This is a genomic window from Nocardia sp. NPDC004573 (genome assembly GCF_053602135.1).
This window is the reverse complement of the sequence record NZ_JBSGDA010000016.1, coordinates 1-26,415: the sequence shown is the minus strand read 5'-3', so window position 1 is coordinate 26,415 and position 26,415 is coordinate 1. Positions and strand designations below refer to the sequence as shown.

Below are 26,415 nucleotides of genomic sequence, written 5' to 3'. Positions count from 1 at the left end.
GACGTTGCCCCGGTTCCGCGCCGCGCCCGGCCGGAGGACGACTCGGCGATCGCCGAGATCCGCCATCTCGGCCGGCGCGACGCGCACCTGGGCAAACGTCCTCGACACGCTGCTCGCCGTCCGTCCCCGCGGCTCGTTCGACGTCCGCGCGGCCGAGCGCGTCGGCGACACCGTCGTCGCCACGGTGGACGGTGTGGTGGTGGGCTTCGTCATGGTCGACCGGGACGAGGTCGACCAGGTCTATGTCGCCGCCGCACACCGTGGCACCGGCTCGGCCGCCCTCCTGCTCGCTGCCGCGGAAGAGCGGGCGCGAGCCGAGGGCCACGCCCGCGCGTGGTTCGCGGTCGTCGCCGGTAACACTCGCGCCCGCCGTTTCTACGCGAACCGAGGCCGGGTCGACGAAGGCGCGTTCGTGCACGCGGCTCCCGGCCCCACCGGGCCCGTCGCGGTTCCGGCCCACCGCTACACCGAACTGCTCTGACGCGATGCCACGCGGGATCCATGAAGCTGCCGGTAGGAACACCTAGTCGAGGTCCGCCCACCCGGGCCACGGCCGCATGCCCTCGTCACCGCGAATGTAAGCGAGCCGACGCAGGGCCTGTCGCTGATGGGCGGGATCGGCGGTGGCGGCTCGCATCGACTGCAAGGCCATGCGGAACTCCTGGATATCGCGCAGCAGGTAGAAACCGTCCCAGCGCATCACGTCACGTCCGTAACCGGCGCAGAACTCGGCGTACTGCGCGGCGGTGATCTTCGCGGCGGTCCAGCACTCGATCGCCGTGTGCACCAGATCCCACTCCGGCGGGCCGATCATGGCCCGCCCCAATTCGACCAGGATCACCTCGCCGTCGTCGCCGACCACCACGCCGTCGTCCCCGCCCTGCACCACCGACCACGGCAGACCGCGCGGCAGCGCCTTCCAGCGGCCGCACAATTCCTCCAGGTGTTTGTGCAGCCACCGCCGGTCGTCCTCGGTCACCGTCCGCGCGGCGTCGATCGCGTCCGCCATCCCAGCCAGGGGCGACATCCGGCGTAGCTCGAATCCGGGCAGTGGCAGCTGATGCAGTTGGGCGAGCGCCCTGGCGACCTCGCCCGGTTCCCCGGGATGATGAGGCGGCAACTCCTGCCAGAAGGTCACCGGACGGCCGTCGACCACGACCGGCTGCGGAATATCCGGGACGACGCGCGCCGCGGGCACCCCACAACTCTCCAGCCATTGCGCCACGGCGACTTCCCGCCCGATCGCGAGCTTCTGTCCCCGCCCACCGATGCGCACGACGATCCCGCCGTGCAACCGGTAGACGCCCTGCACCTCGATCGGCTCGGCATCGCTCGCATCGATCCCGACGCTCACACATGCGGCACGCAGGATCGACCGCATGCCGTTACCCGCCACCCCGGCGGTCATGTCAGACCCCCGAGCCCTCTGTTCCCGCTCCGGGAGCAGAGGTACCGCATCTCGGCTTCGAGCATCATGGCAGCCATCCAGATACCGGGGGGCTAACACCCCATTTTCCCTGCTCAGTGGACATTACCTCCGGCATTCCACCACAGTCAGCAACCAAACAGAATCCGCCCGATTCGCCGCAATTAACCCTTTCCGGCCCGGCTCGAGCCCGGCTGCCCAGAACGCTGGGAGCCACCCGCACCCGGGGATGGCGCTCGATGGGCAGCGGTCACCGATGAGTTCTGTGGGCGAACCCGGTCTACACCCGTACAACCCGCAACTCGTGATTACGGCCAGGGAGGACCCCATGAGCACTACGGCACTGCCGCCCGTCGTCGACGCCGACGCCTGGCAGCGCGAACTCGAAGCGCTGCGCGTCCGCGAGAAGGCCGCGACCAGGGAACTCGACGCGATCGCCGCCCAGCGTCGCCGCCTGCCGATGGTCCGGATGCCCGACTACACCCTCGAAGGCGAGGAGGGACCGGTCCGGTTGGTGGACCTTTTAGACGGCAGGTCCCAGCTGATCGTCTACCACCACATGTGGTTCCCGGGCGAGCGGTGGCAGTGCGGAGGCTGCACCGGCTTCACCTCGCAGTTCACCCGGCTGGAGTTCCTGAACAACTACGACGCCCGGTTCGTCATCGTCACCCAAGGGCCGATCGAGGAGGCGCTCGCCTACAAGCGGCTGGTGGGAAACAAGATGACCTGGTACTCCACGGCGAACAGTTCCTTCGGCGCCGATGTCGGCGCACCGCCCGGCGGCGGATTCGCGGTCAACGTCTTCCTCCGCGACGGCGACACGGTCTACCGCACCTGGCACACCGACGGCCGCGGCACCGAACAACTCAGCCACTCCTTCGCCCTGATCGACCTGCTGCCCTACGGCCGCCAAGAGGAATGGCAGGACTCCCCCGCCGGTTGGCCCCAATCCCCGACCTTCAGCCGCTGGAGCAGCTCCCAGGACATCGCCGCTGCCTACGGCGATCCGGATGCGTGAACTCGGCAAAACAGCGCTCGCTCGCGGCAACCCACGCGAATTACTGACAGAACCCCCGCATCATCACCCGACGCAACCACCGACACGGGGGTCGGGGGGCGAAGCCCGCCGGGCGGGGCGTGGGGGTTGCACCCCCACAAAACACTCAGCTCCACCAAAAAGGCGAGTGCTCTCCGCGAGCACTCGCCTCCTGTTGGTGGACATGGCGGGAACTTACTCGAACCATGACCGCCCAACGCAACCACAGGATCGGGGGTCCGGGGGCGAAGCCCGCCGGGCGGGGCGTGGGGGTTGCACCCCCACGAAACACTCAGCGGAACGAGAAAGGCCCATGCCCTCCATGGGCATGGGCCTCGCACTCGTGGAGCTGCCGGGAATCGAACCCGGGTCCTCCGCCGCGTCTTCAGGGCTTCTCCGTGTGCAGTCCGCTGTGCCTCTACTCGGATCTCCGGGTCCCGCGAACAAGCCCGGATGACGATCCCAGTCGCTGTTCGATGTCCCGTCCTACTCCGCGACCGAGTAGGACGGTGAGCCCTCTAGCTGATGCCGGCACCGGAGCCGAGGGCATGCCCCGGGCCGACAGAGACGCTTCGCTGGTTAGGCAGCGAGAGCGTACTCGCGCTGATGAGAATCGGCGCTTAATTGGTTGCAACGACGCTTACGGTGGTCTCTTGCCTGCACCGACACGCTTCCCCTGAATCAACGTACGCAGTCGAAACCGTTCAGCCCCGTACGCCCCGGCGCCTTGCCGGGCTGTTCATGTTAACACCGCCGAGAGCGGGGATCATCCCGATAAAAGGCGGTGGTGTCGACCACACCCGCGACCGTACCGGGGCGAGGCCGTCAGAGGACAACGGCGCAGGTCAGCAGCGTGATACTGGTCGCAACCGGGAGGGCGGGTCGCCAATCCAGGCCCGTGCGTAGTCCAGTGCCGCGGCGGGATCGCGCACGAAGCGCGGGCCGACGATCACAAGCGATGATCCGCGCGGTTCAGCGGTCCCCCGGCCGGACCAGGTTTCATCGCGATCACACGAGCAGCGCACCGTCGGCGGTGTACCCGAGCCGGCACGAGGACCCCACGGTCCTGGCGATGACATCCGACGCCGCACGCATCGGCACACTCGCGCCATGCGTGCACTACTACGGCGGAGCACGCAGATGCTCGCCGCGTAGACCGGCGGCGGGCGGAGGCTCGACAATCCCAGCCGCAGGCAGGCCCAGCAGCCGACCTCCACCGATCGTGGCCGAACCGCAGCGCCGCCATCCCTCGGGGGAACCGCGCCTTCGGGGCACCCCCTTCCCGGATGCTGGTAGTCGATTCCCCCGGCCAGGCGACGAACCCGACTTACACTGCACGAGCCGTACGATCGGCTCTGAGCAGCGGATCTCGATTTCAGACTAAGGAAACACTTTGGCAGTTCGCACCATTCGGGACAGGTTGCTGCGCCTGTCCGCCCTCACCGTCATCGCCGGGCTCGTCCTGACCGGATGTTCCGCCCTGCGCGACAAGTCGACCGAAGCGATCGAACCGGGCGTCACCGCGGACCCGTGTCCGAACGCCGTGGACTCCCGCAAAGGATGTATCTACCTCGGCGTGTTGTCCGATCTGACGAGTGGGCCGTTCGCCGCGCTGGGCAAAGACATTCACAACGGACAGCTGGCGTTCTGGCGAGCGGTGAACGAAGCGGGCGGAATCGGCGGCAAATACGAGGTGGACATCGCCACCTACACCGAGGACACGAACTACGATCTGCAGAAGCACGCCGAGGCCTACCGGCGGATCGAGCCGCATGTCCTCGCGCTCTCGATGAGCTTCGGCACCGTGCAGACGCAGAAGGTACTTCCCGAGATGGACGCGGCGAACATGATCGCCATTGCCGGCACCCTGTGGTCGGGGTGGCAATTCGAGAACAGCGACAAGGGGCTACTACTGGAGTCCGGCTATTCCTACTGTTCCGAGGCGATCATCGCCCTGGACTGGATCGCCGAGCACGAAGCGAAGCCGAATTCGATCGCTACGGTCAGCTATCAGGGCGATTACGGCGGCGACTACGCCACCGGCGCGAAGAAATGGGCCTCCGCCAACCGTGTCGACATGGTGGCGCAGATCGACACGGAGCCGAACACCCAGATCGGCAACCAGGATGCCGCGGTCGCCAAGATCCTCAATGCGCGTGCAGACCTCGTGCTGCTGGCCACGGGCCCCGCGGAGGCGGGCGAGATCATGGGCAAGGCGGCATTGGCCGGCTTCTCGGGCAGGTTCCTCGGCTCGGGCCCGACCTGGAACGGCGGACTGCTGAAAAGCCCAGCCGCATCGGCGATCACGGCTCGCTACAACATGACTTCGCCGCTGGACGGCTGGGACGGCACCAGCGCGGGCGCCAAGAAGGCCAGGGCCTCGGCCACCAGGGAGCCCTCCACCTGGGGTTACAGTGCCGGCTGGATGTTCTCCTATCCGTTGAAAGCGCTGCTCACCCGAGCGGTCAACGAGGGCAAGCTGACTCGCAAGGGCGTCCGTCAAGCCGTGCACGGCCTGCGCGTCGACTACGAGGGCGCGATTCCCGACCACACCTACGGTACGGCGAAACCCGACCTCGCCCGGCAGCGGGCGGTCATCGAAGCGCCCGATCAGACCGCGCCGCTGGGCGCGAAGACCCTGGCCACCAATTATCACGGCCCGACCCAGGACCGCATCACCCTGACCGAGCCCTGCGTGCAGCCGTAAGCGAGCGAGATATGCCTTTTCACCATGACTTTCGACGGCTGCTTCGTGTCGTAGCCGCTCCCCTCGCGCTCGGGCTGTTCCTGGCCGGCGGCTGTTCGACCTCCGCGCCCGCCGCCGCCCCCGGCGTCACCCGCGAAGCCTGCCCGCACGCGATCCACCCCGACAAGGGTTGTATCTATCTGGGCGTTCTGTCGGACCTGAACAACGGGCCCTTCGCCCCGCTCGGGAAGTCCTTGCAGGAAGGACAACTCGCGTTCTGGAACGAAGTGAACAAACAGGGCGGCATCGGCGGCTACGAGATCGACATCGCGACCTACAGCCGCGACACCGCCTACGACCCGCGCAGGCATGTCACGGAATTCGAGAACGTCGCGCCCCATGTGCTGGCCCTCGCGATGAGTTTCGGCACCGCGCAGACGCTGGCTGTCCTGCACGACATGGACGAGGCGGATCTGGTGACCGGGGCGGGCACACTGTGGTCGGGTTGGCAGTACCGCTCCACCGACCGCGATCTGGTGCTCGACGACGGGTTCTCGTACTGCACGGAAGCCGTGCTCGGACTGGACTGGTTCGCGCAGAGCTACTACCAGCCTCGCACGCTCGCGGTGGTCGCCTACCGCGGCAACTACGGCGGTGACTACGCCAGCGGGGCGCTCAAGTGGGCGCTGGACAACGGCGCGACGATCACCGCGCGGATCGACACGGGACCCAATCCCGAAGTCGGCAACCAGGACTACCCCGTCGCGGAGATCATGGCCGATCCACCCGACGTGGTCCTGTTGGCCACCGGACCGGCCGAGGCCGCCGAAATCGTCGGCAAATTGGCGAGAGCCGGCTACAGCGGCCGGTTCCTCGGGTCCACCCCGACCTGGAACAGCGCGCTGCTCAAGACGCCGGCCGCGCCCGCGCTCACGGCGCTCTACAACTACACCTCGCCGTTCGACGGCTGGGACGGCACGAGCCCCGGAGCCCAGCGCGCCAGGAACGCCGCGCCGAGCGAACCGACCAATTTCGGCTACAACCTGGGCTGGGCGATCTCGTATCCGATGAAGGCGCTGCTCACCAAGGCAGCCCAGACGGGCGGCCTGGACCGGCCGACCCTGCGCAAGGCCTTGGCCGGGCTCACCGTCGATTCCGAGGGGATGGCCGCGCCGCAGATCTACGGTCGGGAAGAACCCGACGTCGCGGCGCAGCGCGCGGTGGTCAATGTGCCCGACCCGTCCACGTCGCTGGGTTCGCGCACCGTGGTCGCCGACTACCGCAGTCCCACCCTGAAGCGGATATCGATGCGCGAGCCGTGCACCCGGTGAACCGCGGACTCGGCTCGCGTCGGTGACGACTCGAGATGCCGGGTCGGGATCTCGAGTCGGCACGGTCACTCAGGCGGCGACGATGCACGGCGTCGCCTGGGTGCCCGGCCTCGGCTGCAACCCGCCCCCCGGTCCGGGGCGACGGCGCTTACCGTCGACGTCGCGACCTAGGCTGCGGCGATGAGCGCGACCGCGGCCAGGGCCAGCACCAAACCGGCCTGCTGCTGCCGGTGGACCCGCTCGCCGAGCAGCACCATCGCCATCAGCACGGTCACGGCCGGATAGAGCGAGCCGATCACGCTGACCAGTGACAACAGCGATCCGTGGAAGGCGTACAGCAGCGCCGCGTTGCTGATCACGTCCAAGGCGCTGATATAGCAGGCCAGCCGCAGCGGTTCGCCACGCAGCCGCCCGAGATCCCGGGCCGACAGAGCGGTCAGCCAGACCACCGCGGTGGCCGCGAGGCGTTGCATGAGCAGCGGCCACAGGCCCGAGTCCGCCGAGGTCTCGTGCAAGAAGACGAAGGCCGAGCCGTACGCGACGCCGGAACCCACGGTCAGCGCGGCGACCTTGCGGGTGAATCGCAGTTCGCGTCCGCCGGTGATCTCCTCCGTCACATCGTCCGGTGACTCCCGGCTCACCAGGAGCACCGCGACCAGCGCGAACACGATGCCCGCGAAGGCGAGCGGACCGGGACGCTCGCCGGTCACCAGTCCCGCGAGTACCGGGATGCCCGCGACCAGCACCGCGGTCAGCGGAGACACCACCGCCATCGGACCGTTGGCCAGCGCTGCGTAGAACCACCACACCGCGACGCCGCTCGCGACGCCCGCGGCCGCACCCCACCACAGCGACGCGGCGTCCGCGCTCCCCGGCACGAACGGAAGCAGCGCGAGAACGAGCAGCACCGAGAACGGATAGGAGTAGATGACGACGCGCAGCGCGGTCACCCGCCGCGACGCCACCCCGCCGTAGAAATCGCTCACGCCGTAGCCCACCGCGGCTGCCAGCGCGAGCAGGACGGCCGTCACCGCATGCCTTTGACCCGCCGTCCTAGTTCACGGGTGACCTCGCGCTCGGCGGTGCGCCGAGCCAAGTCCTGGCGCTTGTCGTAGTCCTGCTTGCCCTTGGCCAGGGCCAGCTCGACCTTCACCTTGCCGTCGGAGAAGTACATCGACAGCGGCACCAGCGTCTGATTGCCCTCCCGCGACTTCCCTACCAGCCGCTCGATCTCGCGCTTGTGCAGCAGCAGTTTGCGCACCCGGCGCGGCGCGTGGTTGGTCCAGGTGCCGTGGCTGAACTCGGGGATGTGCAGCCCGCGCAGCCACACTTCGCCGTTGTCCACCGTCGCGAACGCGTCCACCAGCGAGGCCTTGCCCTCACGCAGGCTCTTCACCTCGGTGCCGACCAGCGCGATCCCGGCCTCATAGATGTCCAGGATCGTGTAGTTGTGCCGCGCCCGGCGGTTGGTCGCGATGACCTTGCGCCCCTTTTCCTTCATAACGGTTCACTCTAAGTGACCCGGCAACCGGATTATTCCCGCAGGTCGCGGACGCCCTAACCGCCCTGATGCAGCACGACGTAGAGCGCGAGGACGGCAAGGAACGCAGCGAGCAGCGCCACGGTCGACATCCGCGGTATGCCGGGACGCGGCGGCGGCGGGCTGCGCCGCAGCCACACGTTCTCGACCGCCGGATCGGTTCTGCTGCGCACATACGGCGCAGCGTCCGGGGTCTCACCCCCCGCCGAACCGATGGAGACGTCGTCGCCCGCGTCGCTGGAACCCTCACCCGGTGCCATAGCCAGAACGGTAGCCGTCACGAGGGCGCCGCGCCGCTATTCCGGCGCGGCGCAACACAGTTGGAACTCAGGCCAGACGCCGCTGGAACGCCTCGGCGGACGCGCCGGTCGCCAGGTCGACCGTGTGCACCTGAAGATCGACTCCGTCCTCGGTGAGCTCGAGGACCATGAAGCCCAGCTCGTGGTAGTTCTCGTAGAGCGCGCTGTGGCCCGCGCTCGCCGTGAGCTGTGGTTCCGCGCCGACCGTCTTCGCGGCCGCGCCGGACACGATCTGCCTGGTCCCCTTCGAGGTCGCGGTGGGCTCGAGCACCTGCAGCGAGTGGTCGTGCCCGGAGAGGATGAACTGGCACCGGCCGATCACGTGGTCTTCGATGAAGCGCCGCACGTGCACACCGTTGATCGGCTCCAGCGTCAGGCCCTCGTAGCGGCCCGCGTCGCCGTGCGGACCGTTGTTCAGGTAGGGGTGATGGGTGCAGGCGATCTTCCAAGTGGCGGGCGACTCGGCGAGGGCGCGCTCGAGCCAGTCGCGCTGCTCGTTCATGAACTGGCCGTCGACCGCCCAATAGGGCGAGAAGACCGGCGGCACGTAGGCGGCCAACGGGTTGACATCGAGGACGAAGAATTCGACGACCGGGTTGCGCTCGGGAATCCGCACCGAATAGTAGCGACTCGGCATCCACCAGCGGCGGGAGTTGGCGTGGTACTCCACCTCTGCGTTGCCGCGCAACAGCCACCCACCGTCACCGCCGAGCACCGAACTGTTGTCGTGATTGCCCAGCACCATCAACCAGGGGAAATCCAGCCCGGCATTGGGGTTCTCGAATTTGTCCGCGAATTGGACGTCGGCCGCGCCGTCGGGCCCGTGCTCGTAGATGTTGTCGCCGAGCCCCAGCGCCAGCGAGACGGGGTCGCGGCCATGGAGGGTGCGCATGGCGTCGGCGACCGCCCATTGGGTGCGGGTGCCGGTTCCCGCGTCGCCGGTCACCAGCACCCGCACCCGGCGCTCGCCCGGGAAGGGGAACTTGGTCACTCCCTCGGCGACGGGGACCGCGTGCGCGGGCGTGCGCCCGACCACTGTCGCCCCGGCCGCGAGGGTGGCCGCACCGGTCAGGAACGCCCGGCGTCCGATCGTCTCGCTCCGACTCACGCTGTCCTCCACCACAGTCTTCGACGGCCGTCGCCGTCGACCATCCTCACCCACCGGTGACCCGCGTGACGGTAGCGGCTCATCCGGCGGCGAGCACTTCGAGCACCTGTTCGCCGTATTTCGCGAGTTTGTTCTCGCCGACACCGCTGACGCCGCCGAGCTGGGCGAGGCTCGCAGGCTTGCGGGCCGCGATCTCCCGCAGCGTGGCGTCGTGGAAGACGACATAGGCGGGAACGCCTTGTTCCTTCGCGGTGGCCGCGCGCCATTCGCGCAACTTCTCGAACAGCGGCAGGTCGGTGGGTGTGAGGTCGACGGAAGCCGCCTTGGCGGCCTTCGCCGCCCGCGCGGGCTTGGTCGCGCGCTCGGGCTCGCGGCGCAGCAGTACTTGCCGTCCGTCGAACAACACCTCGCTGCTGGCCTCGGTGAGCGTCAGCACCCCGTAGTCGCCGTGGACGGCCAGCAGCCCGTGCGCCAGCAGTTGCCGCACCACCCCGCGCCACTCCGTGTCGCGCAGGTCGGTGCCGACGCCGAACACCTTCAGCTCATGGTGGTCGTGCTGCAGGACCTTGGGATTCTTCTTGCCGAGCAGGATGTCCACGATGTGGCCGGCCCCGAAGCTCTGACCGCGTTCGCGCTTCAACCGCAGCACAGTGGACAGCAACTTCTGCGCGGCCACGGTGCCGTCCCAGGATTGCGGCGGGGACAGGCAGGTGTCGCAGTTGCCACACGGCAAGCCGGGCTCGCCGAAGTAGGCCAGCAGCTGGGTGCGCCGGCAGCCGACCGTCTCGCACAGCGCGAGCATCGCGTCCAGGTGCAGCTGGAGCTGGCGGCGGTGCGCGGCGTCCCCCTCGGAGGAGTCGATCAGCTTGCGCTGCTGCACCACGTCGCTGAGGCCGTAGACCATCCACGCCGTGGAGGGCAACCCGTCCCGGCCGGCGCGCCCGGTCTCCTGGTAGTACCCCTCGACCGATTTCGGCAGGTCGAGGTGGGCGACGAAGCGCACATCGGGTTTGTCGATGCCCATGCCGAAGGCGATGGTCGCGACGACGACCAAACCGTCTTCGCGCAGGAAGCGCGACTGGTTCTCCGCGCGGGTGCGATTGTCCAACCCCGCGTGGTAAGGCACCGCGGTGACGCCGTTCTCGGTGAGGAACGCCGCGGTCTTCTCCACCGAGTTGCGCGAAAGGCAGTAGACGATGCCCGCATCGCCGGGGTGTTCGGCGCGGAGGAATTCCAGCAACTGACGCTCGGGGCGGTTCTTCGGTTCGATCCGGTACTGGATGTTGGGGCGGTCGAAGCTGGAGACGAACCGGCGGGCGGCACCGAGATCGAGGCGCTGGATGATCTCGTCGCGCGTCTTCTCGGTGGCGGTCGCGGTCAGCGCGATCCGGGGGACGTCCGGCCATCGTTCGTGCAACAGGGAAAGGCCCAGGTAGTCGGGCCGGAAGTCGTGGCCCCACTGGGACACGCAGTGTGCCTCGTCGATGGCGAACAGGGCGACCTTGCCGCGATCCAGCAGCTGCGCGGTGGACTCCAGCCGCAACCGCTCCGGCGCGAGATAGAGCAGATCGAGTTCCCCCGCGACGAATTGCGCCTCGATGGTCCGGCGCTCGTCGGGGTACTGGGTGGAGTTGAGGAAGCCTGCGCGCACGCCCAGCGCGCTGAGCGCGTCCACTTGGTCCTGCATGAGGGCGATCAGGGGGGAGATCACCACCCCGACGCCGGGGCGCACCAGCGCGGGAACTTGATAGCACAGCGACTTGCCGCCGCCGGTCGGCATGAGCACCAGCGCGTCGCCGCCGTCGATCACATGCTGGACGATCGCCTGCTGGTCGCCACGGAAGCTGTCGTAACCGAAGACTCGGCGTAGAACCTGTTGCGCCGCAACGGATCCGGCGTCCGGACCGGACGCGGCTTCGGTCGCTACAGCCGCGAAATCATCGGGGGGAGTCACCCGGCCCATCCTACGAGCGCTCGGATGGCCGGCACCCGTTCGGCCGGGCGTTCGCCCTGCTGAGCCACCGAGTTGTCCACATGGGGACAACCCGGGACCGCTGCTTCCGGCCGCAGCGCGCGGACCTGTGGGTCCTCCACTCGGGTGCGAATTCGGCGGCTTCCCGACCGATTCGGCGCTGTTATGTTGTCGCTCATGGCGAGAAGGACAGGGATTCGGGCCCACGCGGCGGCGCTGAGCGCCGTCGCGGTGGTCGCCGGGGTCACCGCGGCGATGCCGGCAGCGCGGGCGGAGACATTTCCCGCCCGGTGCTCGGACGGCTGGGAAACCACGACGGTCGTCGAGGGTGTCGGCAATCTGGAGAATCTCGATTCCGACGGGCGGGGCGGCTTCTACGTGACCGGGCTCATGGACGGCTACCTGGCGCGCGTCGACCGCGCGGGCCGGATGGAGAAGCTGGTCACCGACCTGCATCGCCCGGCGGGCGTGCGGGTCGCCGGGCACTACGTCTACTTCCTCACCGGGGACGGGCTCAGCGAACCGCCGGGCACGTTGCAGCGCTACGACATCGAGACCGGCGCGGTACGCGTTCTGCTGACCGGGCTGAACGGGCCCAACGGTCTGTTGTCGCTGCCGGACGGCAGCCTGCTGTTCACCACCATCGGCCTGAGCGGTCCGAGCGGGATCTCGCGCTACTGGCCCGAGACCGGCGAGTACGAGCGGGATTGGTCGACGCTGCCGCCCGCCAACGGTCTCGCGCTGGCCGCGGACGGCGAATCCGTCTACGTCGACACCATGGCGCTGCAGATCCTGCGCGTCCGGCTGGACGACCCGGCTCATCCCACTGTCGTGTCCGGCATCCCGGACCTCGTCGCGCTGCCCGACGACATGGAGGCCACCCGGGCGGGGGCGCTGTTCGTCGCCGATCACGTGCTCGGCGCCGTCTATCAGGTCGATACGACCACCGGCGCCACCTGCGCGATCATTACCGGCTTGATCAAGCCCGGCCCGATGCGCAACCCACCGGACGGCGCCACGTCGGTGCGCATAGACCGCGACGGGGACTCCTGGGCGCTGTTCGTCACCAGCATGGACGGCACCCTGCGCCGCCTGCGTCCACCGCCGGGGATGGATCTCACGCCCGCGACTGCGCCACGAACCGGTTAGTCCAGCCGCCGCACTCAGCGGAGTGGGTGGCCGCGGCGCCGGTAACGCGATCACCGGTCCGGCGCTGTCGGCGTCGCCGTGATCGACCCGATGGGGGCGGCAGGATGAAGAGCAGTTCGAACGAGCATCCCGCGTCGCACGCGACTTCCTGCTCGCCGAGCTCAGCGCTGACGCTCGAACCGAGCCACCGAGTTCGCGCCCGGCCGAGCGGGTCGAGCCTCCACGCGCGGGAAGCTCGACCCCCCGACCACCGCCCAACCCGCGGACTGCCGTGCGATCGGCACACCGCGGCCGATCTCCGGGAGGTCCGCCGGCGGGCGATCAGCAGGACATGGCTGGATCCGCCGTAGGCTCGAGAAGCACCGGGAGGGCGAGCGGTCCGCAGGTGATGAACTGCGGGCTGAGCGGGATGGAGCCGGGGTCGCACGCCAAGCGCAGCCGAGGGAAGCTGTCGAACAGCATCGACAGTGCGACGCGACCCTCCAATCGCGCCAACGGCGCGCCGAGACAGAAATGCGGTCCTCGGCCGAAAGCCAATTGGTCCCGGTGATCGTGATCGATGTCGAAGACATCGGCGTCCGGGTGCCGTTGCGGATCCCGTCCGACCCCGGCGTACCAGCCCACGATCGCCCCTGCCGGAATATCGATTCCGGCGATCGTGACGTCCTGCAACGCGTACCGATTGAACATGACACACGCCGACGAACGGAAACGCAGGATTTCCTCCACGACGTCCGGCCACCGGTCCTCGGCGGTGGCTCTCGCCAGTTGCGCGGGGTGTGAGCACAACGCGATAACCGCGTTGCCCAGCAGGTGCACCGTCGTCTCGTGGCCGGCGATGAGCACCAGCCACAAGGTTCGGACCAGTTCCTCGTCGGACAACCTGCTCTCGCGATTGGCCTGCACGAGAGCGGAAGTCAGATCGTCACCGGGGGCGCGGCGCTTGCGGCTCAGCAATTCGGTGAGGTACGCCAGCATTTCCTCCACCGCTGCCTGAGTTTCCTCGCCTGTGCTGGTCTGAGAGACCACCGTCGTGGCCCAGCGCCGGATCTGGGATTGTTCGTCTGCCGGGACGCCGAACAGCTCACAGATCACCCGCACCGGGAGTGGTGTGGTGAAACAGGAGACCAGGTCGAGCTCACCGGCGTGGTCGCGGAGACCGTCGATGAGTTCGGCAGTGATCTGCCGGATGCGGGGTTCGAGCGCGGTTACGCGACCGGGGGTGAACGCTTGGCCGATCGTCTTGCGCACTCTCCGGTGATCGTCGCCGTCCTTGTTGAGCAAGTGATCGATGTCGGTCAACGCACGTAGTGGCCAGTCCGGCGGTATGGTCCCGTCGTGGAGCGCGGGGCAGTTACGGGCGTTCTTACTGAAGAGCGTGCCGTCGCCTGCGAGGATCTCGCTCACGGCCTGGTGACCGACCGCCAGCCATGCCTCCACTTTTCCAGGCAGTTCGATCGGAACGACTGGCCCGCGCCCGCGGATTCGCTCATAGGTCTGGAACACTGACTCTCCAGCGGTGGGCAGCTGGATTATGGACTCGGTCACAACGTCTCCCCATACATCCGAACAGTGGTCCCGCACGCACGAGAACCGGGTGCGGTGCAGGTAAGTCTGAGCCGCCCGATCCAACTGGGACGCGGAACCGGAATCCTCTGCCCCGGAACCGAATTCCTCGCAACCAAACCTATGGAAACGATGTGCCGCCACGCGCGCAGACCTCGCTCGACGGCGTCGGCCAGGTTGGACCGGCGAGGAGGCGGCGGGCACGGCGGTCGGTTTTGCCCGAGACGGCAAGCAAGGGCCTCGAGCTCTATCAGGCGCTGAGCCGAGGCCCGATTGCCCGTTCGCCGAAGCGCGAGCCGGATTCACCGCCCGGTGGCGCTGCCGCGGTGGCGAGTGGGCGGCAGGCTCCGGCGACGGCCTGAGTCGTGCGGAGGTCGACGCTGCCGGTGTAGCCGAGGGCGTCGAGCCCGTGGAACAGGTGCGGGATCGGCGAAACGGATCGTCAGCCGCGCAGGCGGTCGAGGACCTCGTCGTGCAACAGGCCGTTGGTGGCGATGGCGTCGCCACCATGGGGGCCCGGCTTGCCGCCCAGCGAGGAGAAACGTCCTCCTGCTTCGCGGACCAGGATGTCCAGAGCGGCCAGATCCCACAGGGAGACCTCCGGTTCGGAGGCGATATCGACGGCGCCTTCGGCGAGCAGGCAGTAACTGAAGAAATCGCCGTAGCCGCGCACCCGCCACACGTCGTCGGTGAGGGTGATGAACTGCTCGCGCAAGCCGCGATCGCGCCATCCGGACAGACTGGAGAACGCCAGACTGGCCGAGCCCAGCTCACCGACGGCGGAGACCGAAATCCGTTCGCCCGCCCGCCCTTCGAAGCTCGACCACGCCCCTGATCCCGCGGCAGCCCACCAGCGCCGGGCCAGCGCCGGAGCGCTCACCACGCCCACGACCGGTTCGCCGTCCTCCAGCAGCGCGATCAACGTCGCCCAGATGGGCACGCCCCGCACGAAGTTCTTCGTGCCGTCGATCGGGTCTACCACCCATTGCCTTCCGCTGAATTCGGCCGCGCCGCCGAACTCCTCACCCAGCACCGCGTCGTCCGGCCGGGCCTCGGCCAGCACGTGCCGGATCGCCTGCTCCACGGCGAGATCGGCGTCCGACACCGGCGTCAGGTCCGGCTTCGCGTCGACCTTCAGATCCAGCGCACCGAAGCGAGCCCGGGTGATCGCGTCGGCGGCATCGGCCAGTCGCAGGGCGAGTTCGAGATCGGAGGAGTACACAGCCACGCCCCGCACCCTATCGGTCCGCCTCGTCACGCCATTCGTGCCGGTGTGGGGCACGGAACACCGCCGTCACCACCAACGGCAACGGACGTTGACGCAGTACACGTCCGAGGCCGAGCAGACCTCGGTGCGCCTGGCGTGACACCGGCACCTCACCGGCTCGCGACCCGGCTTGCCGCCCGCAGCCGCCGACAGAGGCGGTCTCGCACGGCGGCTGTCCGTACGGGGCCCGCTACCGCAATCGGCGGCTGTACCGGCTTCGCGCTGTCACCCCACATTCGCCAGCGAACGCGCCGCTGCCAACGCGCTCGCCCACCAGTGCAACTGGTCGAGCATCGCCGTCGCGGCGGCCGCCGGCTCCTCGGGTTCCCGCAGCCTGCCCTCCTCGTCGAAAAGCAGGTAGTACCGCGGGAACGAGACATAGTTGCGGACGGTGTGCGCGTTGAGTTCGTTGAAGATCTGCCGCATGTGCTCGATGGCGAGCAGGCCACCGGAGGCTCCGCTGTAGCCGACGAAACCGATCGCCTTCGCGTCCCACTGCGTGAAGTGCCAGTCGATGGCGGCCTTGAGCGAGGCGGGGATGCTGCGGTTGTAGTCGGGCGTGACGACGACGAAGGCATCGGCGGCCGCGAGCCGCCGCGTGAGGTCGGCCATGCCGTCGGGACGCTGGGGGTTCGGGTCCATCGCGGGCGGCACGGCGGGCAACTCCAGCGGAATGTCCGCCTCGGCCAGATCGATGACGTCCACCTCGAACAGACCGTGCCGCCGTGTCTGCTCGGTGAACCACGAGGCGACCACCGGTCCGAAACGGCCTTCGCGGACACTGCCGATGATCACCGCGAGCTTCAATGGTGCGTGGGACATGCTGTTCCTCCTCGAATGACGACGGCCCGGCCGGGCCGCTCACTCAATGTGCTGGCCCGCGGGCCGCGCCGGGAGACCGCCGTAAGAGTGGTAGTGGCAGGGACACCCTGAGCGCGTTTCGTCTTGTTAGGTTCGGACGGTGAGCGACAACGAACTAGGGCTCTTCCTGCGCACCCGCCGCGAAGCGGTGACACCCGCCCAGGTGGGCCTGCCCACCGGTGCGCGGCGACGCACCCCGGGGTTGCGCCGCGCCGAGCTGGCTACGTTGGCCGGAGTGAGCGTCGAGTACGTCACGCGCCTCGAGCAGGGGCGCGACCGGCGCCCCTCGCCCCCGGTGCTGTCCGCGCTCGCGGACGCCTTGCGGTTGAGTCCCGCCGAGCGCGTTCACCTGCACCGGTTGAGTAAGTCGGTGGACAGCGGGTTCAGCTGCATGGGCGACGCGCAACCGCTGCGCGAGGTGCGGCCGACGGTGCGCGCGATCCTGGACCGGCTCGAACCCGCGCCCGCCGTGGTGGTCAACCGCCTGACCGAAGTCCTCGCCCACACCGACGGTTACCACCGGCTGATGGCGCCGACCGGACTTTTCGACGGCACCAACGCACCGCCCAACCTGGCTCGTTTCGTCTTCTGCCGACCCGGCGCACGGGATCTCTACGCGGATTGGGATCACGTCGCCGATGAGACGGTCGCCACATTGAAGCAGGGCCCGTTCCGCGCCGACGCGCACATCGCCGCCTTGGCCGACGAGCTCACCGTCACCGTTGGCCCGGCCTTCGCCGACCGGGTGGATACCGTCCCGAGCCTGGCCGCGGCCACCGGCATCACCCGTCTCACCCATCCCGAGGCCGGATCGCTGCGCCTGGCCTACGAGTCCCTCGACCTCTCCGCGGACGACGACCAGCGCGTCATCGTCTACCTTCCGGCCGACGACGCCACCGCCGCGGCCCTCGACGCACTCGCCGGACGACGTCCCGGCGGACTGCGCGCGGTCTCGGGCTGAGCGGAGATTCGCGGGACGGATGCCCCTCGGAAGACCCGCACACCACGGTCGGGGGCGCGGGCGCATATCCGGCCGAACGCCATCGGCGAGCGACCTTCCGCGACTCGAGCACGCGGCCGAGAGAGTGGGTTTCCACACACCGCCCGGAACCGCGCGTTCGGCGATACGCCCGAGGCGCTCGAGGGGCATCCCCGGCCGGAGGAGCGGTCACCTCCGCCGCGAGATCCAAACACGAACTGCGCCAAGCACCGTCGCCGTTTAGGGTAGGAACCCATGAGGCGTACGTCACAGCACACCCGTCCGGCGGCGGCCGGGAAGCGCGTGCGTGACATCCCGGCGATCCGCCGTTTCGGCCCGGGCCGCCCGCCCCGACGCCGCCCCCGGTCATCCCGCGTGCACTCGTGTGCTGCCGTCACGGAGAGGCAGCTAGGCTTGACGATCGTGCATCCTGACGTTTCCGCTGATCTCGCCGAACTCGACGCCACCCTGAAGACGGTCGAATCGGTCCTCGACATCGACGAGCTCCGCCGTCGTATCGACGAGCTCGAACATCAGGCCGCCGACCCCGACCTGTGGAACGACCAGGACCACGCCCAGCGGGTGACCAGCGAGCTGTCGCACGCCCAAGGTGAACTGCGCCGGGTGGAGGAACTGCGCCAGCGGCTCGACGACATGCCGGTGCTCTACGAGCTGGCCGAGGAGGAAGAGGGCGAGGCCAAGACCACCGCGCTCGCCGAGGCCGACGCCGAGCGCGCCGCGCTGCGCAGCGACGTGGAGGCGATGGAGGTCCGCACGCTGCTGTCGGGCGAGTACGACAAGCGCGACGCGCTGGTGAACATCCGCTCCGGCGCCGGTGGCGTGGACGCCGCCGACTGGGCCGAGATGCTGATGCGCATGTACATCCGCTGGGCGGACCGGCACAAGTACGGCGTCGAGGTCTACGACACCTCCTACGCCGAGGAAGCGGGCATCAAGAGCGCCACCTTCGCGGTGAAGACGCCTTACGCCTACGGCACGCTCTCGGTCGAGATGGGCACGCACCGGCTGGTGCGGATCAGCCCGTTCGACAACCAGGGCCGTCGCCAGACCTCCTTCGCCGAGGTCGAGGTGCTACCCGTGGTCGAGACCACCGACCATATCGAGGTGCCCGAGACGGAGATCCGCGTCGACGTGTACCGCTCGTCGGGCCCCGGTGGCCAGAGCGTCAACACGACCGACTCCGCGGTCCGCATCACCCATCTGCCCACCGGCATCGTGGTCACCTGCCAGAACGAGAAATCCCAGCTGCAGAACAAGATCTCGGCCATGCGCGTGCTGCAGGCCAAGCTCTTGGAGCGCAAGCGGCAGGAAGAGCGCGCGGAGATGGACGCGCTGAAGACCAACGAGGGTGCGTCCTGGGGCAACCAGATGCGCTCCTACGTGCTGCACCCCTATCAGATGGTCAAGGACCTGCGGACGAACTACGAGGTGAACAATCCGTCGGCGGTGCTCGACGGCGACATCGACGGGTTCATCGAGTCGGGTATCCGCTGGCGAATGCGAGAGCAGGGAAGCTAGATGAATGTCGCGGGAATCCAGGCGATCGCTTCCACCGGTTTCACCACGTGGCTACGCGGTTCGGGCCTGGAGATCGTGCTGCTCATCCTCGGCGCCATCCTGTTCAGCCGGCTCGCCACCTACCTGCGCGACCGGGTCACCCGCCGGATCGACGCCGGATTCCGCAGCAGCGACGCGCTGGTGCGCACCGAGGCGGCCAAACATCGGCACGCGCTGGCCCAGGTGATCACGTGGGTGGTGCTGACCATCGTCTACGTGCTGATCACCATGGAGGTGCTGCGGCGGCTCGGCTTCGCCGTCACCGGGTTGGTCGCGCCCGCCGCGGTGCTCGGCGCCGCGCTCGGTTTCGGCGCGCAGCGCATCGTGCAGGACATCCTCGCCGGATTCTTCCTGATCACGGAGCGCCAGTACGGGTTCGGCGATGTGGTCCGGATCGCGGTGACTGGAGCCGCGGAGCAGGCGGAAGGTACGGTCGAGGACGTCACGCTGCGGATCACCACGTTGCGCAACGCGGACGGTGAGGTGATCACGGTGCCCAACGGGCAGATCGTCAAGGTGACGAACCTGTCCAAGGACTGGGCGCGCGCCGCGATCGACGTGCCGGTGGCCGCCAGCGCTGACATCACCAGGGTCAACGAGATCCTGCACGAGGTCGGTACAAAGGCGTACGAGGATGCTCGGTTGCAGCCGTTGCTGCTCGACGAGCCCACCGTCATGGGTGTGGAAGACCTCACCGTCGACCAGATGAACATCCGAATGGTTGCCCGAACGTTGCCGGGCAAACAGTTCGACGTCGGACGCGAGCTGCGGGTACGCATCGCCGCGGCGCTGCGCCGGGAGGGAATCAGTGAGACCACGTAGATCCACGGCGATCCTGATGGCAACCTGGGTCGCCACGTTCGTGCTGTACGTCTTCGTCAAACCCGAGGAGACCACCACCGCTCCGGCCACCTTGGTCAACGCTGTTCCGGCAGCGGTGTTCACCGACCCGCCGACCCGCTGACGAAGCGGCACGGACCGCCGCCGCGCTGTCTCCCACGGTTGACGACGCAGGCCGCGACCGGTTGCTGGTTACACTGGCTCCCCGTGATCACCATGCGGAACGTGACCAAGTCGTACAAGACGTCGACGCGACCCGCGCTGGACAACATCACCGTCGATGTGGGCAAGGGCGAGTTCGTCTTCATCATCGGACCGTCCGGCTCTGGCAAGTCGACCTTCATGCGCTTGCTGCTGAAAGAGGAGACGCCCACGGCGGGCGAGATCCGGGTGTCGGATTTCCGGGTCGACCGGTTGCCCGGCCGCAAGGTGCCCAAGTTGCGGCAGCGCATCGGGTGCGTCTTCCAGGACTTCCGGCTGCTGCAGCAGAAGACGGTGTACCAGAATGTCGCGTTCGCGCTGGAGGTGATCGGCAAGCGACGCCAGTTCATCGACCGCACCGTCCCGGAGGTGCTCGATATGGTCGGCCTCGGCGGCAAGGCCGACCGGTTGCCCACCGAACTCTCCGGTGGTGAGCAGCAACGGGTCGCGATCGCGCGCGCCTTCGTGAACCGGCCGCTGGTGCTGCTGGCCGACGAGCCGACCGGCAACCTCGACCCCGACACCAGCGGCGACATCATGATGCTGCTGGAGCGTATCAACCGCATCGGCACCACGGTGGTGATGGCCACCCACGACAACCACATCGTCGACGCGATGCGCAGGCGGGTGGTGGAACTCGACCACGGGCGCCTGGTTCGGGACGAGGCGACGGGCGTGTACGGGGTGGGCCGGTAATGCGCGCGAGCTTCCTGTTCGGCGAGGTCGCCGCCGGCCTGCGCCGCAACGTCACGATGACCATCGCGATGATCCTCACCACCGCGGTCTCGCTCACCATGCTCGGTGGCGGTCTGCTGGCGGTGCGGATCGCGGACAAGACCGAGCAGTACTTCCTGGATCGGCTGGAGGTGCGGCTGTACCTCACCGAGGACGTGTCGGCCAACGACCCGGACTGTTCGCAGGACCCGTGCCGGGCGCTGATGGCGGACCTGAAGGCGACCAGCGGCGTGGAGTCGGTCCAGTTCCTCAACCGGGAGGAGGCGGTCCGCGAGGCCAAGGAGAAGACCTTCAAGGACCAGCCCGAGCTGGCCAAGTACGTCAGCGAGACGCCGCTGCCCGCATCGTTGCGGGTGAAGATGGCGGACGCGCAGCTCTATCCCACCATTTACGAGAAGTACTACGACCGCCCTGGCGTCGGCATGGTGCGCAACGACAAGGACATCGTGGACCGGTTGGTCAGCCTGTTCGACGGGTTGCGCAACGCGGCGTTCGGCCTGGCCGTGCTGCAATCGCTGGCCGCGGTGATGCTGATCGCGAACATGGTGCAGATCGCCGCGTTCACCCGCCGCACCGAGGTCGGCATCATGCGATTGGTCGGCGCGACCCGCTGGTACACCCAGTTGCCGTTCCTGCTCGAGGCCGTGGTCGCCGCACTGGCCGGTTCGGTGCTCGCCATGCTGGGCCTGCTCATCGCCCGCCCGCTGGTGATCGACCGGGCCCTTGGCGACCTCTTCGCCAGCAAGGTCTTCCCCCGCATCACCGGCGACGACATCGCGATGACCGCGCTGGTCATCGCCCCGGTCGGCATCGTCTTCGCGGCGATCACGGCCTACGCGACACTGCGGTACTACGTGCGCGAGTGATCGTCCGGGCCGGTGGCCGCAGTGCCACCGGCCCGCCCTGACAGCAGCTGCACCGCGGGTGAGCCCGGTCGCGACGCACAACACCAGGTCGGTCAGTTCGTCCAGTCGAGTGCACTTCCCAGAGCACCCCGTCGAAGTCATGGTTGGCGTCCAGGCATGCCGACGGATCTTCGGCCATGTCTTCGCGAGCGGCCGATTCCAGCATTGCGTGAGCGAGCCGCTGCCCACGGCACCGGCGCCGTGTTCGAGCCTGCGCGCCGGGCCCGAACCGCATCGCTCACCGCTCTTCGTGGGACGGGATCTGCCCCTGCCGAATCCGTAACGGTTCCGCATCGATCATCGCCATGGCCTTGGAACGAGGCGAACACCCGGCGGCGGCTCCGGCTATCCGGTCCTCCACGTCGTCCGCTTTTCCGAAAGCGCAGCTCATCGCGACGGGAGACTTAGCACGACGCGCGGCGGGGAAGCCTACCGACCCCGGGACGCAACTTTGAGCACTTGTCCAGCAAGGCGTGGATTCCCCGCGTATGCTGCACCTCGACGCGCTTCTTACTCGGCAGTAAGATAGTCTTACTCCGGAGTAAGATAGCTGGGGACAGACCGCACCAACCCATCCGAGAAAACAGGTGATGATGAGCACTCGAGACAGCGCAACGAAGCGACGTCCAGATACGTCCGCGGTCGGCCTGAACCAACCCAAGCGGGATTGGATGGGCGCGGCGATGCGGGTCATGACGACTCTCACCGGGTCGGAACTGGCCGAGAAATACAACCTGCGCAAGCCGATCGAGCGCGTCACCTACGAGGGCACCAAGACCGGCTTCCGCACGCTCGGCGCGGCGACTCGCGCGTTCGCGAAGGTCGCGGGCACCGGCGCGCCCAAGCGCCTGGCGGCAAACGAGACGAAGAACAAGGACTTCTTCGACCTGACGCCGACCGACGAGCAGCAGATGATCGTCGAGACGGTGCAGGAATTCGCCGCCGAGATCCTGCGCCCGGCTGCCTACGAGGCCGACAACGCCGCCAAGGCGCCGCGCGACCTGCTCGAGCGCGCCGCCGAACTCGGCATCACCCTGATCAACGTGCCCGAGGAACTCGAGGGTGCGGCCTCCGAGCGTGGTGCGGTGACCAACTCGCTGGTCGCCGAGGCGCTGGCGCACGGTGACATGGGCCTTGCCCTGCCCATCCTGGCACCCAGCGGCGTCGCGGTCGCGCTCTCGCAATGGGGCAGCGACGCGCAGCAGAAGACCTACCTGCCCTCCTTCACCGGCGAGAACGTGCCGCAGGCCTCGGTCGTGATCAGCGAGCCGCGCGCCCTGTTCGATCCGTTCGCGCTGGAGACCAAGGCGGTGCGCTCGCCGAGCGGCTACCGCATCTCCGGCGTGAAGAGCCTGGTGCCCGCCGCGGCCGACGCCGAGCTGTTCCTGATCGCCGCCGAACTCGACGGCCGTCCGGCGCTGTTCATCGTGGAGTCGGACGCGCCCGGCCTGGTCGTGGAGGCCGACCCGAGCATGGGTCTGCGCGCCGCCGGCCTCGGCCGGTTGATCCTGGACAACGTCGCGGTCGGCGCGGACGCCGTCCTGGGCGACGGTGACGCGGCGACGCGCGCCGAGGAGTACGCCGATGCCGTGCGCTTGGCCCGCCTCGGGTGGGCTTCGCTGGCCGCGGGCACCAGCCGGGCCGTGCTGGACTACGTGATCCCCTATGTCAACGAGCGGGAAGCGTTCGGCGAGCCGATCTCGCACCGCCAGGCGGTGGCGTTCATGGTCGCCAACATCGCGATCGAACTCGACGGCCTGCGGCTGGTGACGCTGCGCGGCGCCTCGCGCGCGGAGCAGGGCCTGTCCTTCGGCCGGGAGGCGGCGCTGGCCCGCAAGCTCGCCACCGACAAGGGCATGCAGATCGGCCTCGACGGCGTGCAGCTGCTCGGCGGTCACGGCTTCACCAAGGAACACCCGGTCGAGCGCTGGTACCGCGACTTGCGGGCGATCGGCGTCGCCGAAGGTGTCGTGCTCATCTAAACCGGCTCGTTCCGTTCTCCAGGAGACCTTCCCCATGATCAACCTCGAACTCCCCAAGAAGCTGCGGGCCAGCGCGAACCAGGCGCACCAGGTCGCGCAGGAGATCTTCCGCCCGATCTCGCGCAAGTACGACCTCGCCGAACACGACTATCCGGTCGAGCTGGACACCATGGCCGCTATGGTCGAGGGCCTGGCCGATTCCGGCACCCAGAAGATCGGCGGCGCCGCCGGTGGCCGCTCCGACGACAGCGACGCCGACCGCCACGCCACCGAGCTGCTCGGCAACACCAACGGCGGCAACATGTCCGCACTGCTGAACGCGCTGGAGACCTCCTGGGGCGACGTCGGCCTCATGCTGTCGATCCCTTACCAGGGCCTGGGCAACGCGGCCATCGCCGCCGTGGCCACCGACGAGCAGCTGAAGCGCTTCGGCAAGGTGTGGGCCTCGATGGCGATCACCGAGCCGTCCTTCGGCTCCGACTCCGCCGCCGTGTCCACCACCGCCGTGCTCGACGGTGACGAATGGGTGCTCAACGGCGAGAAGATCTTCGTCACCGCCGGTCAGCGCTCGACGCACATCGTGGTGTGGGCGACGGTGGACAAGAGCCTCGGCCGCGCGGCGATCAAGTCGTTCGTCGTGCCGCGCGACGCTCCCGGCCTGTCGGTGGCGCGGCTCGAGCACAAGCTCGGCATCAAGGCCTCCGACACCGCCGTGCTGCTGCTGCAGGACTGCCGGATCCCGAAGGACAACATTCTCGGCAGCCCGGAAGTCAACGTGGAGAAGGGTTTCGCCGGGGTCATGCAGACCTTCGACAACACCCGTCCGCTCGTCGCCGCGATGGCGATCGGCGTCGCGCGCGCCGCGCTCGAAGAGCTGCGCTCCATCCTGACCGCTGCGGGCGTGGACATCTCCTACGACGTCCCGGTCAACAACCAGCACGCCGCCGCCGCCGAATTCTTGCGGATGGAGGCCGATTACGAGTCCGCCTATCTGCTCGCCCTGCGCGCCGCGTGGATGGCCGACAACAAGAAGCCGAACTCGCTCGAGGCGTCCATGTCCAAGGCGAAGGCGGGCCGCACCGGCACCGACGTCACCTTGAAGGCCGTCGAACTGGCCGGCGTCATCGGCTACTCCCAGCGCACCTTGCTGGAGAAGTGGGGTCGCGACTCCAAGATCCTCGACATCTTCGAAGGCACCCAGCAGATCCAGCAGCTCATCGTCGCCCGCCGCATCCTGGGCAAGACCAGCGCCGAGCTGAAATAAGCTGGTAGACAACGGAAAACCGGTGCGAGTCCACTCATCAACTCGCACCGGTTTTTTCGTGTCCGACGTTCGGCTCATCGGTCCACCGCTCGCTCAGGCCGCCTGTAGGCCGTCATCGCCGGGAAGCTCCCATATCCGCGCCGCCTCATCCACGGCCTGACGAGCACGCTCATGGCTGGACGGAAGCAGGTGCGTGTAGACCCGGAGAGTGAAACCCGGGTCCTCGTGCCCGAGGTAGTCGGCCAACTCTTTGACCGACACCCCGCGCGAGAGCAGCTTGGACGCATACAGGTGCCGAAGCCCGGAGTGCATCCCGTCGGCTCGGTTCTGGTAGTCCAATCCCGCTTTGCCGAACGCTGGTTTCCACACGATCTTGGTGAACAGATCCCCGCTCATCGCGCCGCCTCGCTCGTTGACGATCATCAGCCGGACCGTGACCGGATCACCATCGGCCGAGCCCCACGGCAGCGTGACCAGCTGCGGCGGAAACAACTCCATGTGCTGGTCGATCGCGTCGAGCACTGCACCGGACAGCGGGATGTAGCGAGTCTTCTCCCGCTTCGGAAGCGCGAACATCAGCGTGCCCTTGACGTACTTCACCTGACGCTGAATGTGCACCGTCATTGCTTCTCGGTCGATATCGTCGGGTGACAGTCCGAGCAATTCGCCTTGTCGCAGCCCCAAACCCGCACCGACCGGGATCACGATCGAGTACCGCTCCCCCACGCTGCCCAGCCCACGCCGCACCGCGGTCACGCGGTCATCCGCCCACACAACGACCTTCGGGCTACGCCGCACCGGCCGACGCACCGTCTTCGCGTTGCACGGGTTCTGTCGAATCAGCTTGTCGTCCACAGCTGTGTCCAGCACACCCGCGACGATGTCGAACAGCACAGCCATGTAGTTGTCGGAGTACTTCCGCTCCTCCAGCTCGCTCACCCAATCGCGCACCGTCGACGGGAGAATCCGCCCGACCGGCAGATTGCCGAACACCGGATAGATCCGAGATTCGAGCCGACTCCGCAGCGCTTCACGCGTCGCCGGGTCCGACGACTGCGCCCGATACCAGCTTTCCGCCTGTTGCCGAAAGGTCTTCCGGGACGCGCGAGGATCGATGTACTTGCCCTCACGCTTGTCGGACTCGACTTCGATCAGGAAGTCATCGGCGCGCTTCTTCTCCCGGTCCGGGAACGACTTGGACCGCTCCACGCCGTCCGGGTCGATGTAGCGGACCCGATAGCGCAAGCCACGGCCGAACAGTTCGGTCTTCTCCATCACCGGCTTACCGCGGCCGTTGACGATGACCTTGCCGTCTTCGTCGCGCTTCGGTCGCCACCACCGATCGTCAACGTGCCCCATCAGGCCGCCTCATCCAGGTCCGCCCACGCCCGCAGCTTCGCCGGGTTGTACCGGAGGTGCCGACCGATCTTGCGGACCGGCGGCCCCTCACCGAGCCACTTCCATTGATAGAGCGTCTTCACCGGGATGTTGAGGAAGTACGCGGCCTCCTCCACCGTCCACAACCGATCCTCCGGCAGATCCATACCAGTCTCCTCCCCTACGCTGCTTGCCGCGTTGTCGAATTTGGTTCTGTTCCCGGTGGGTTGGCTGCGAGTCGTGCTCTGTCGTACTCGGCGCGCCAGGTGAGGCGCTGGGACACCGCCGCCATGATCAGGTGATCGCGGGGCGG

At 68.1% G+C, this 26,415-nt stretch carries 24 protein-coding genes and 1 other RNA gene; 13 read left to right on the top strand and 12 right to left on the bottom strand.

Annotation, left to right across the window (positions count from 1 at the left end; genetic code table 11):
- Positions 1-4: 4 nt before the first annotated feature.
- On the top strand, positions 5-481 hold the full coding sequence (locus ACWEKR_RS23420; RefSeq protein ID WP_452356264.1) for a GNAT family N-acetyltransferase: 477 nt from the start codon (positions 5-7) through the stop codon (positions 479-481).
- A gap of 42 nt (positions 482-523) precedes the next feature.
- Here the strand turns inward: ACWEKR_RS23420 and ACWEKR_RS23415 are convergent, their stop codons facing one another.
- A complete protein-coding gene (locus ACWEKR_RS23415) occupies positions 524-1,408 on the bottom strand; it encodes a phosphotransferase (protein ID WP_452356263.1) in 885 nt (294 codons plus the stop codon).
- Positions 1,409-1,754: 346 nt separating this feature from the next.
- Between ACWEKR_RS23415 and ACWEKR_RS23410 the strand changes: the two genes are divergently transcribed.
- A complete protein-coding gene (locus tag ACWEKR_RS23410) occupies positions 1,755-2,444 on the top strand; it encodes a DUF899 domain-containing protein (protein WP_452356262.1) in 690 nt (229 codons plus the stop codon).
- A 359-nt stretch (positions 2,445-2,803) separates the two neighbouring features.
- Here ACWEKR_RS23410 and ssrA read toward each other — a convergent pair.
- Positions 2,804-3,174: a transfer-messenger RNA gene (ssrA, locus tag ACWEKR_RS23405) on the bottom strand.
- Between the two features lie 681 nt (positions 3,175-3,855).
- Between ssrA and ACWEKR_RS23400 the strand changes: the two genes are divergently transcribed.
- Positions 3,856-5,169: an ABC transporter substrate-binding protein gene (locus tag ACWEKR_RS23400; protein ID WP_452356261.1), complete on the top strand. Its 1,314-nt coding sequence runs from the start codon at positions 3,856-3,858 to the stop codon at positions 5,167-5,169.
- An 11-nt stretch (positions 5,170-5,180) separates the two neighbouring features.
- Positions 5,181-6,479 (top strand): ABC transporter substrate-binding protein, encoded by a 1,299-nt coding sequence (locus ACWEKR_RS23395; protein WP_452356260.1) that lies wholly within the window; start codon positions 5,181-5,183, stop codon positions 6,477-6,479.
- 167 nt (positions 6,480-6,646) lie between these two features.
- On the opposite strand, the gene ACWEKR_RS23390 is transcribed toward ACWEKR_RS23395, so the two are convergent.
- From ACWEKR_RS23390 to recQ, 5 genes are all read right to left on the bottom strand, one after another.
- Positions 6,647-7,510 carry an EamA family transporter gene (locus tag ACWEKR_RS23390; RefSeq protein ID WP_452356259.1) on the bottom strand — a complete coding sequence of 288 codons (864 nt, stop codon included), beginning with the start codon at positions 7,508-7,510 and terminating at the stop codon, positions 6,647-6,649.
- Entirely contained in the window at positions 7,507-7,980 is a 474-nt protein-coding gene (gene smpB, locus ACWEKR_RS23385) for an SsrA-binding protein SmpB (RefSeq protein WP_062969387.1), read from the bottom strand. The genes ACWEKR_RS23390 and smpB overlap by 4 nt, the downstream gene beginning before the upstream one ends.
- A gap of 56 nt (positions 7,981-8,036) precedes the next feature.
- On the bottom strand, positions 8,037-8,279 hold the full coding sequence (locus ACWEKR_RS23380; protein ID WP_452356258.1) for a hypothetical protein: 243 nt from the start codon (positions 8,277-8,279) through the stop codon (positions 8,037-8,039).
- A gap of 67 nt (positions 8,280-8,346) precedes the next feature.
- Positions 8,347-9,426, bottom strand: a complete 1,080-nt coding sequence (locus ACWEKR_RS23375; RefSeq protein ID WP_452356257.1) for a metallophosphoesterase — start codon at positions 9,424-9,426, stop codon at positions 8,347-8,349.
- A gap of 79 nt (positions 9,427-9,505) precedes the next feature.
- Positions 9,506-11,389, bottom strand: coding sequence for a DNA helicase RecQ (gene recQ, locus ACWEKR_RS23370; RefSeq protein WP_452356256.1), 1,884 nt, complete (start codon positions 11,387-11,389; stop codon positions 9,506-9,508).
- Positions 11,390-11,575: 186 nt separating this feature from the next.
- Between recQ and ACWEKR_RS23365 the strand changes: the two genes are divergently transcribed.
- Complete coding sequence (locus tag ACWEKR_RS23365) at positions 11,576-12,547, top strand: SMP-30/gluconolactonase/LRE family protein (protein WP_452356255.1); 972 nt, start codon at positions 11,576-11,578, stop codon at positions 12,545-12,547.
- A gap of 321 nt (positions 12,548-12,868) precedes the next feature.
- Here ACWEKR_RS23365 and ACWEKR_RS23360 read toward each other — a convergent pair whose 3' ends face one another.
- The 3 genes from ACWEKR_RS23360 to ACWEKR_RS23350 form a co-directional block, all read right to left on the bottom strand.
- Entirely contained in the window at positions 12,869-14,095 is a 1,227-nt protein-coding gene (locus tag ACWEKR_RS23360; RefSeq protein WP_452356254.1) for a cytochrome P450 family protein, read from the bottom strand.
- Positions 14,096-14,555: 460 nt separating this feature from the next.
- Complete coding sequence (hisN, locus tag ACWEKR_RS23355; RefSeq protein ID WP_452356253.1) at positions 14,556-15,341, bottom strand: histidinol-phosphatase; 786 nt, start codon at positions 15,339-15,341, stop codon at positions 14,556-14,558.
- A gap of 264 nt (positions 15,342-15,605) precedes the next feature.
- A complete protein-coding gene (locus ACWEKR_RS23350; RefSeq protein ID WP_195086499.1) occupies positions 15,606-16,202 on the bottom strand; it encodes an NADPH-dependent FMN reductase in 597 nt (198 codons plus the stop codon).
- Between the two features lie 139 nt (positions 16,203-16,341).
- Here ACWEKR_RS23350 and ACWEKR_RS23345 point away from each other — a divergent pair, with 139 nt between their 5' ends.
- The 8 genes from ACWEKR_RS23345 to ACWEKR_RS23310 all read left to right on the top strand — a co-directional run bounded on the left by ACWEKR_RS23345 (position 16,342) and on the right by ACWEKR_RS23310 (position 24,725).
- Complete coding sequence (locus ACWEKR_RS23345; protein WP_452356252.1) at positions 16,342-17,202, top strand: helix-turn-helix transcriptional regulator; 861 nt, start codon at positions 16,342-16,344, stop codon at positions 17,200-17,202.
- A gap of 441 nt (positions 17,203-17,643) precedes the next feature.
- Complete coding sequence (gene prfB, locus ACWEKR_RS23340; protein ID WP_195086504.1) at positions 17,644-18,759, top strand: peptide chain release factor 2; 1,116 nt, start codon at positions 17,644-17,646, stop codon at positions 18,757-18,759.
- Positions 18,760-19,620 carry a mechanosensitive ion channel family protein gene (locus tag ACWEKR_RS23335; RefSeq protein WP_195086506.1) on the top strand — a complete coding sequence of 287 codons (861 nt, stop codon included), beginning with the start codon at positions 18,760-18,762 and terminating at the stop codon, positions 19,618-19,620.
- A 16-nt stretch (positions 19,621-19,636) separates the two neighbouring features.
- The gene (locus ACWEKR_RS23330; protein ID WP_267470323.1) at positions 19,637-19,762 is read left to right on the top strand and encodes a hypothetical protein; all 126 of its coding nucleotides are present in this window, start codon (positions 19,637-19,639) and stop codon (positions 19,760-19,762) included.
- 83 nt (positions 19,763-19,845) lie between these two features.
- Complete coding sequence (gene ftsE / locus ACWEKR_RS23325; RefSeq protein WP_159847923.1) at positions 19,846-20,535, top strand: cell division ATP-binding protein FtsE; 690 nt, start codon at positions 19,846-19,848, stop codon at positions 20,533-20,535.
- The gene (gene ftsX / locus ACWEKR_RS23320; protein WP_452356251.1) at positions 20,535-21,440 is read left to right on the top strand and encodes a permease-like cell division protein FtsX; all 906 of its coding nucleotides are present in this window, start codon (positions 20,535-20,537) and stop codon (positions 21,438-21,440) included. Before ftsE ends, ftsX begins: the two co-directional genes overlap by 1 nt.
- A gap of 626 nt (positions 21,441-22,066) precedes the next feature.
- Positions 22,067-23,461 (top strand): acyl-CoA dehydrogenase family protein, encoded by a 1,395-nt coding sequence (locus ACWEKR_RS23315; RefSeq protein WP_452356250.1) that lies wholly within the window; start codon positions 22,067-22,069, stop codon positions 23,459-23,461.
- 34 nt (positions 23,462-23,495) lie between these two features.
- A complete protein-coding gene (locus tag ACWEKR_RS23310) occupies positions 23,496-24,725 on the top strand; it encodes an acyl-CoA dehydrogenase family protein (RefSeq protein WP_195086512.1) in 1,230 nt (409 codons plus the stop codon).
- A 93-nt stretch (positions 24,726-24,818) separates the two neighbouring features.
- Here ACWEKR_RS23310 and ACWEKR_RS23305 read toward each other — a convergent pair whose 3' ends face one another.
- Entirely contained in the window at positions 24,819-26,084 is a 1,266-nt protein-coding gene (locus tag ACWEKR_RS23305) for a tyrosine-type recombinase/integrase (RefSeq protein ID WP_452356249.1), read from the bottom strand.
- Positions 26,084-26,269 carry a helix-turn-helix transcriptional regulator gene (locus ACWEKR_RS23300; RefSeq protein WP_379051914.1) on the bottom strand — a complete coding sequence of 62 codons (186 nt, stop codon included), beginning with the start codon at positions 26,267-26,269 and terminating at the stop codon, positions 26,084-26,086. Before ACWEKR_RS23300 ends, ACWEKR_RS23305 begins: the two co-directional genes overlap by 1 nt.
- Positions 26,270-26,415 lie beyond the last annotated feature (146 nt).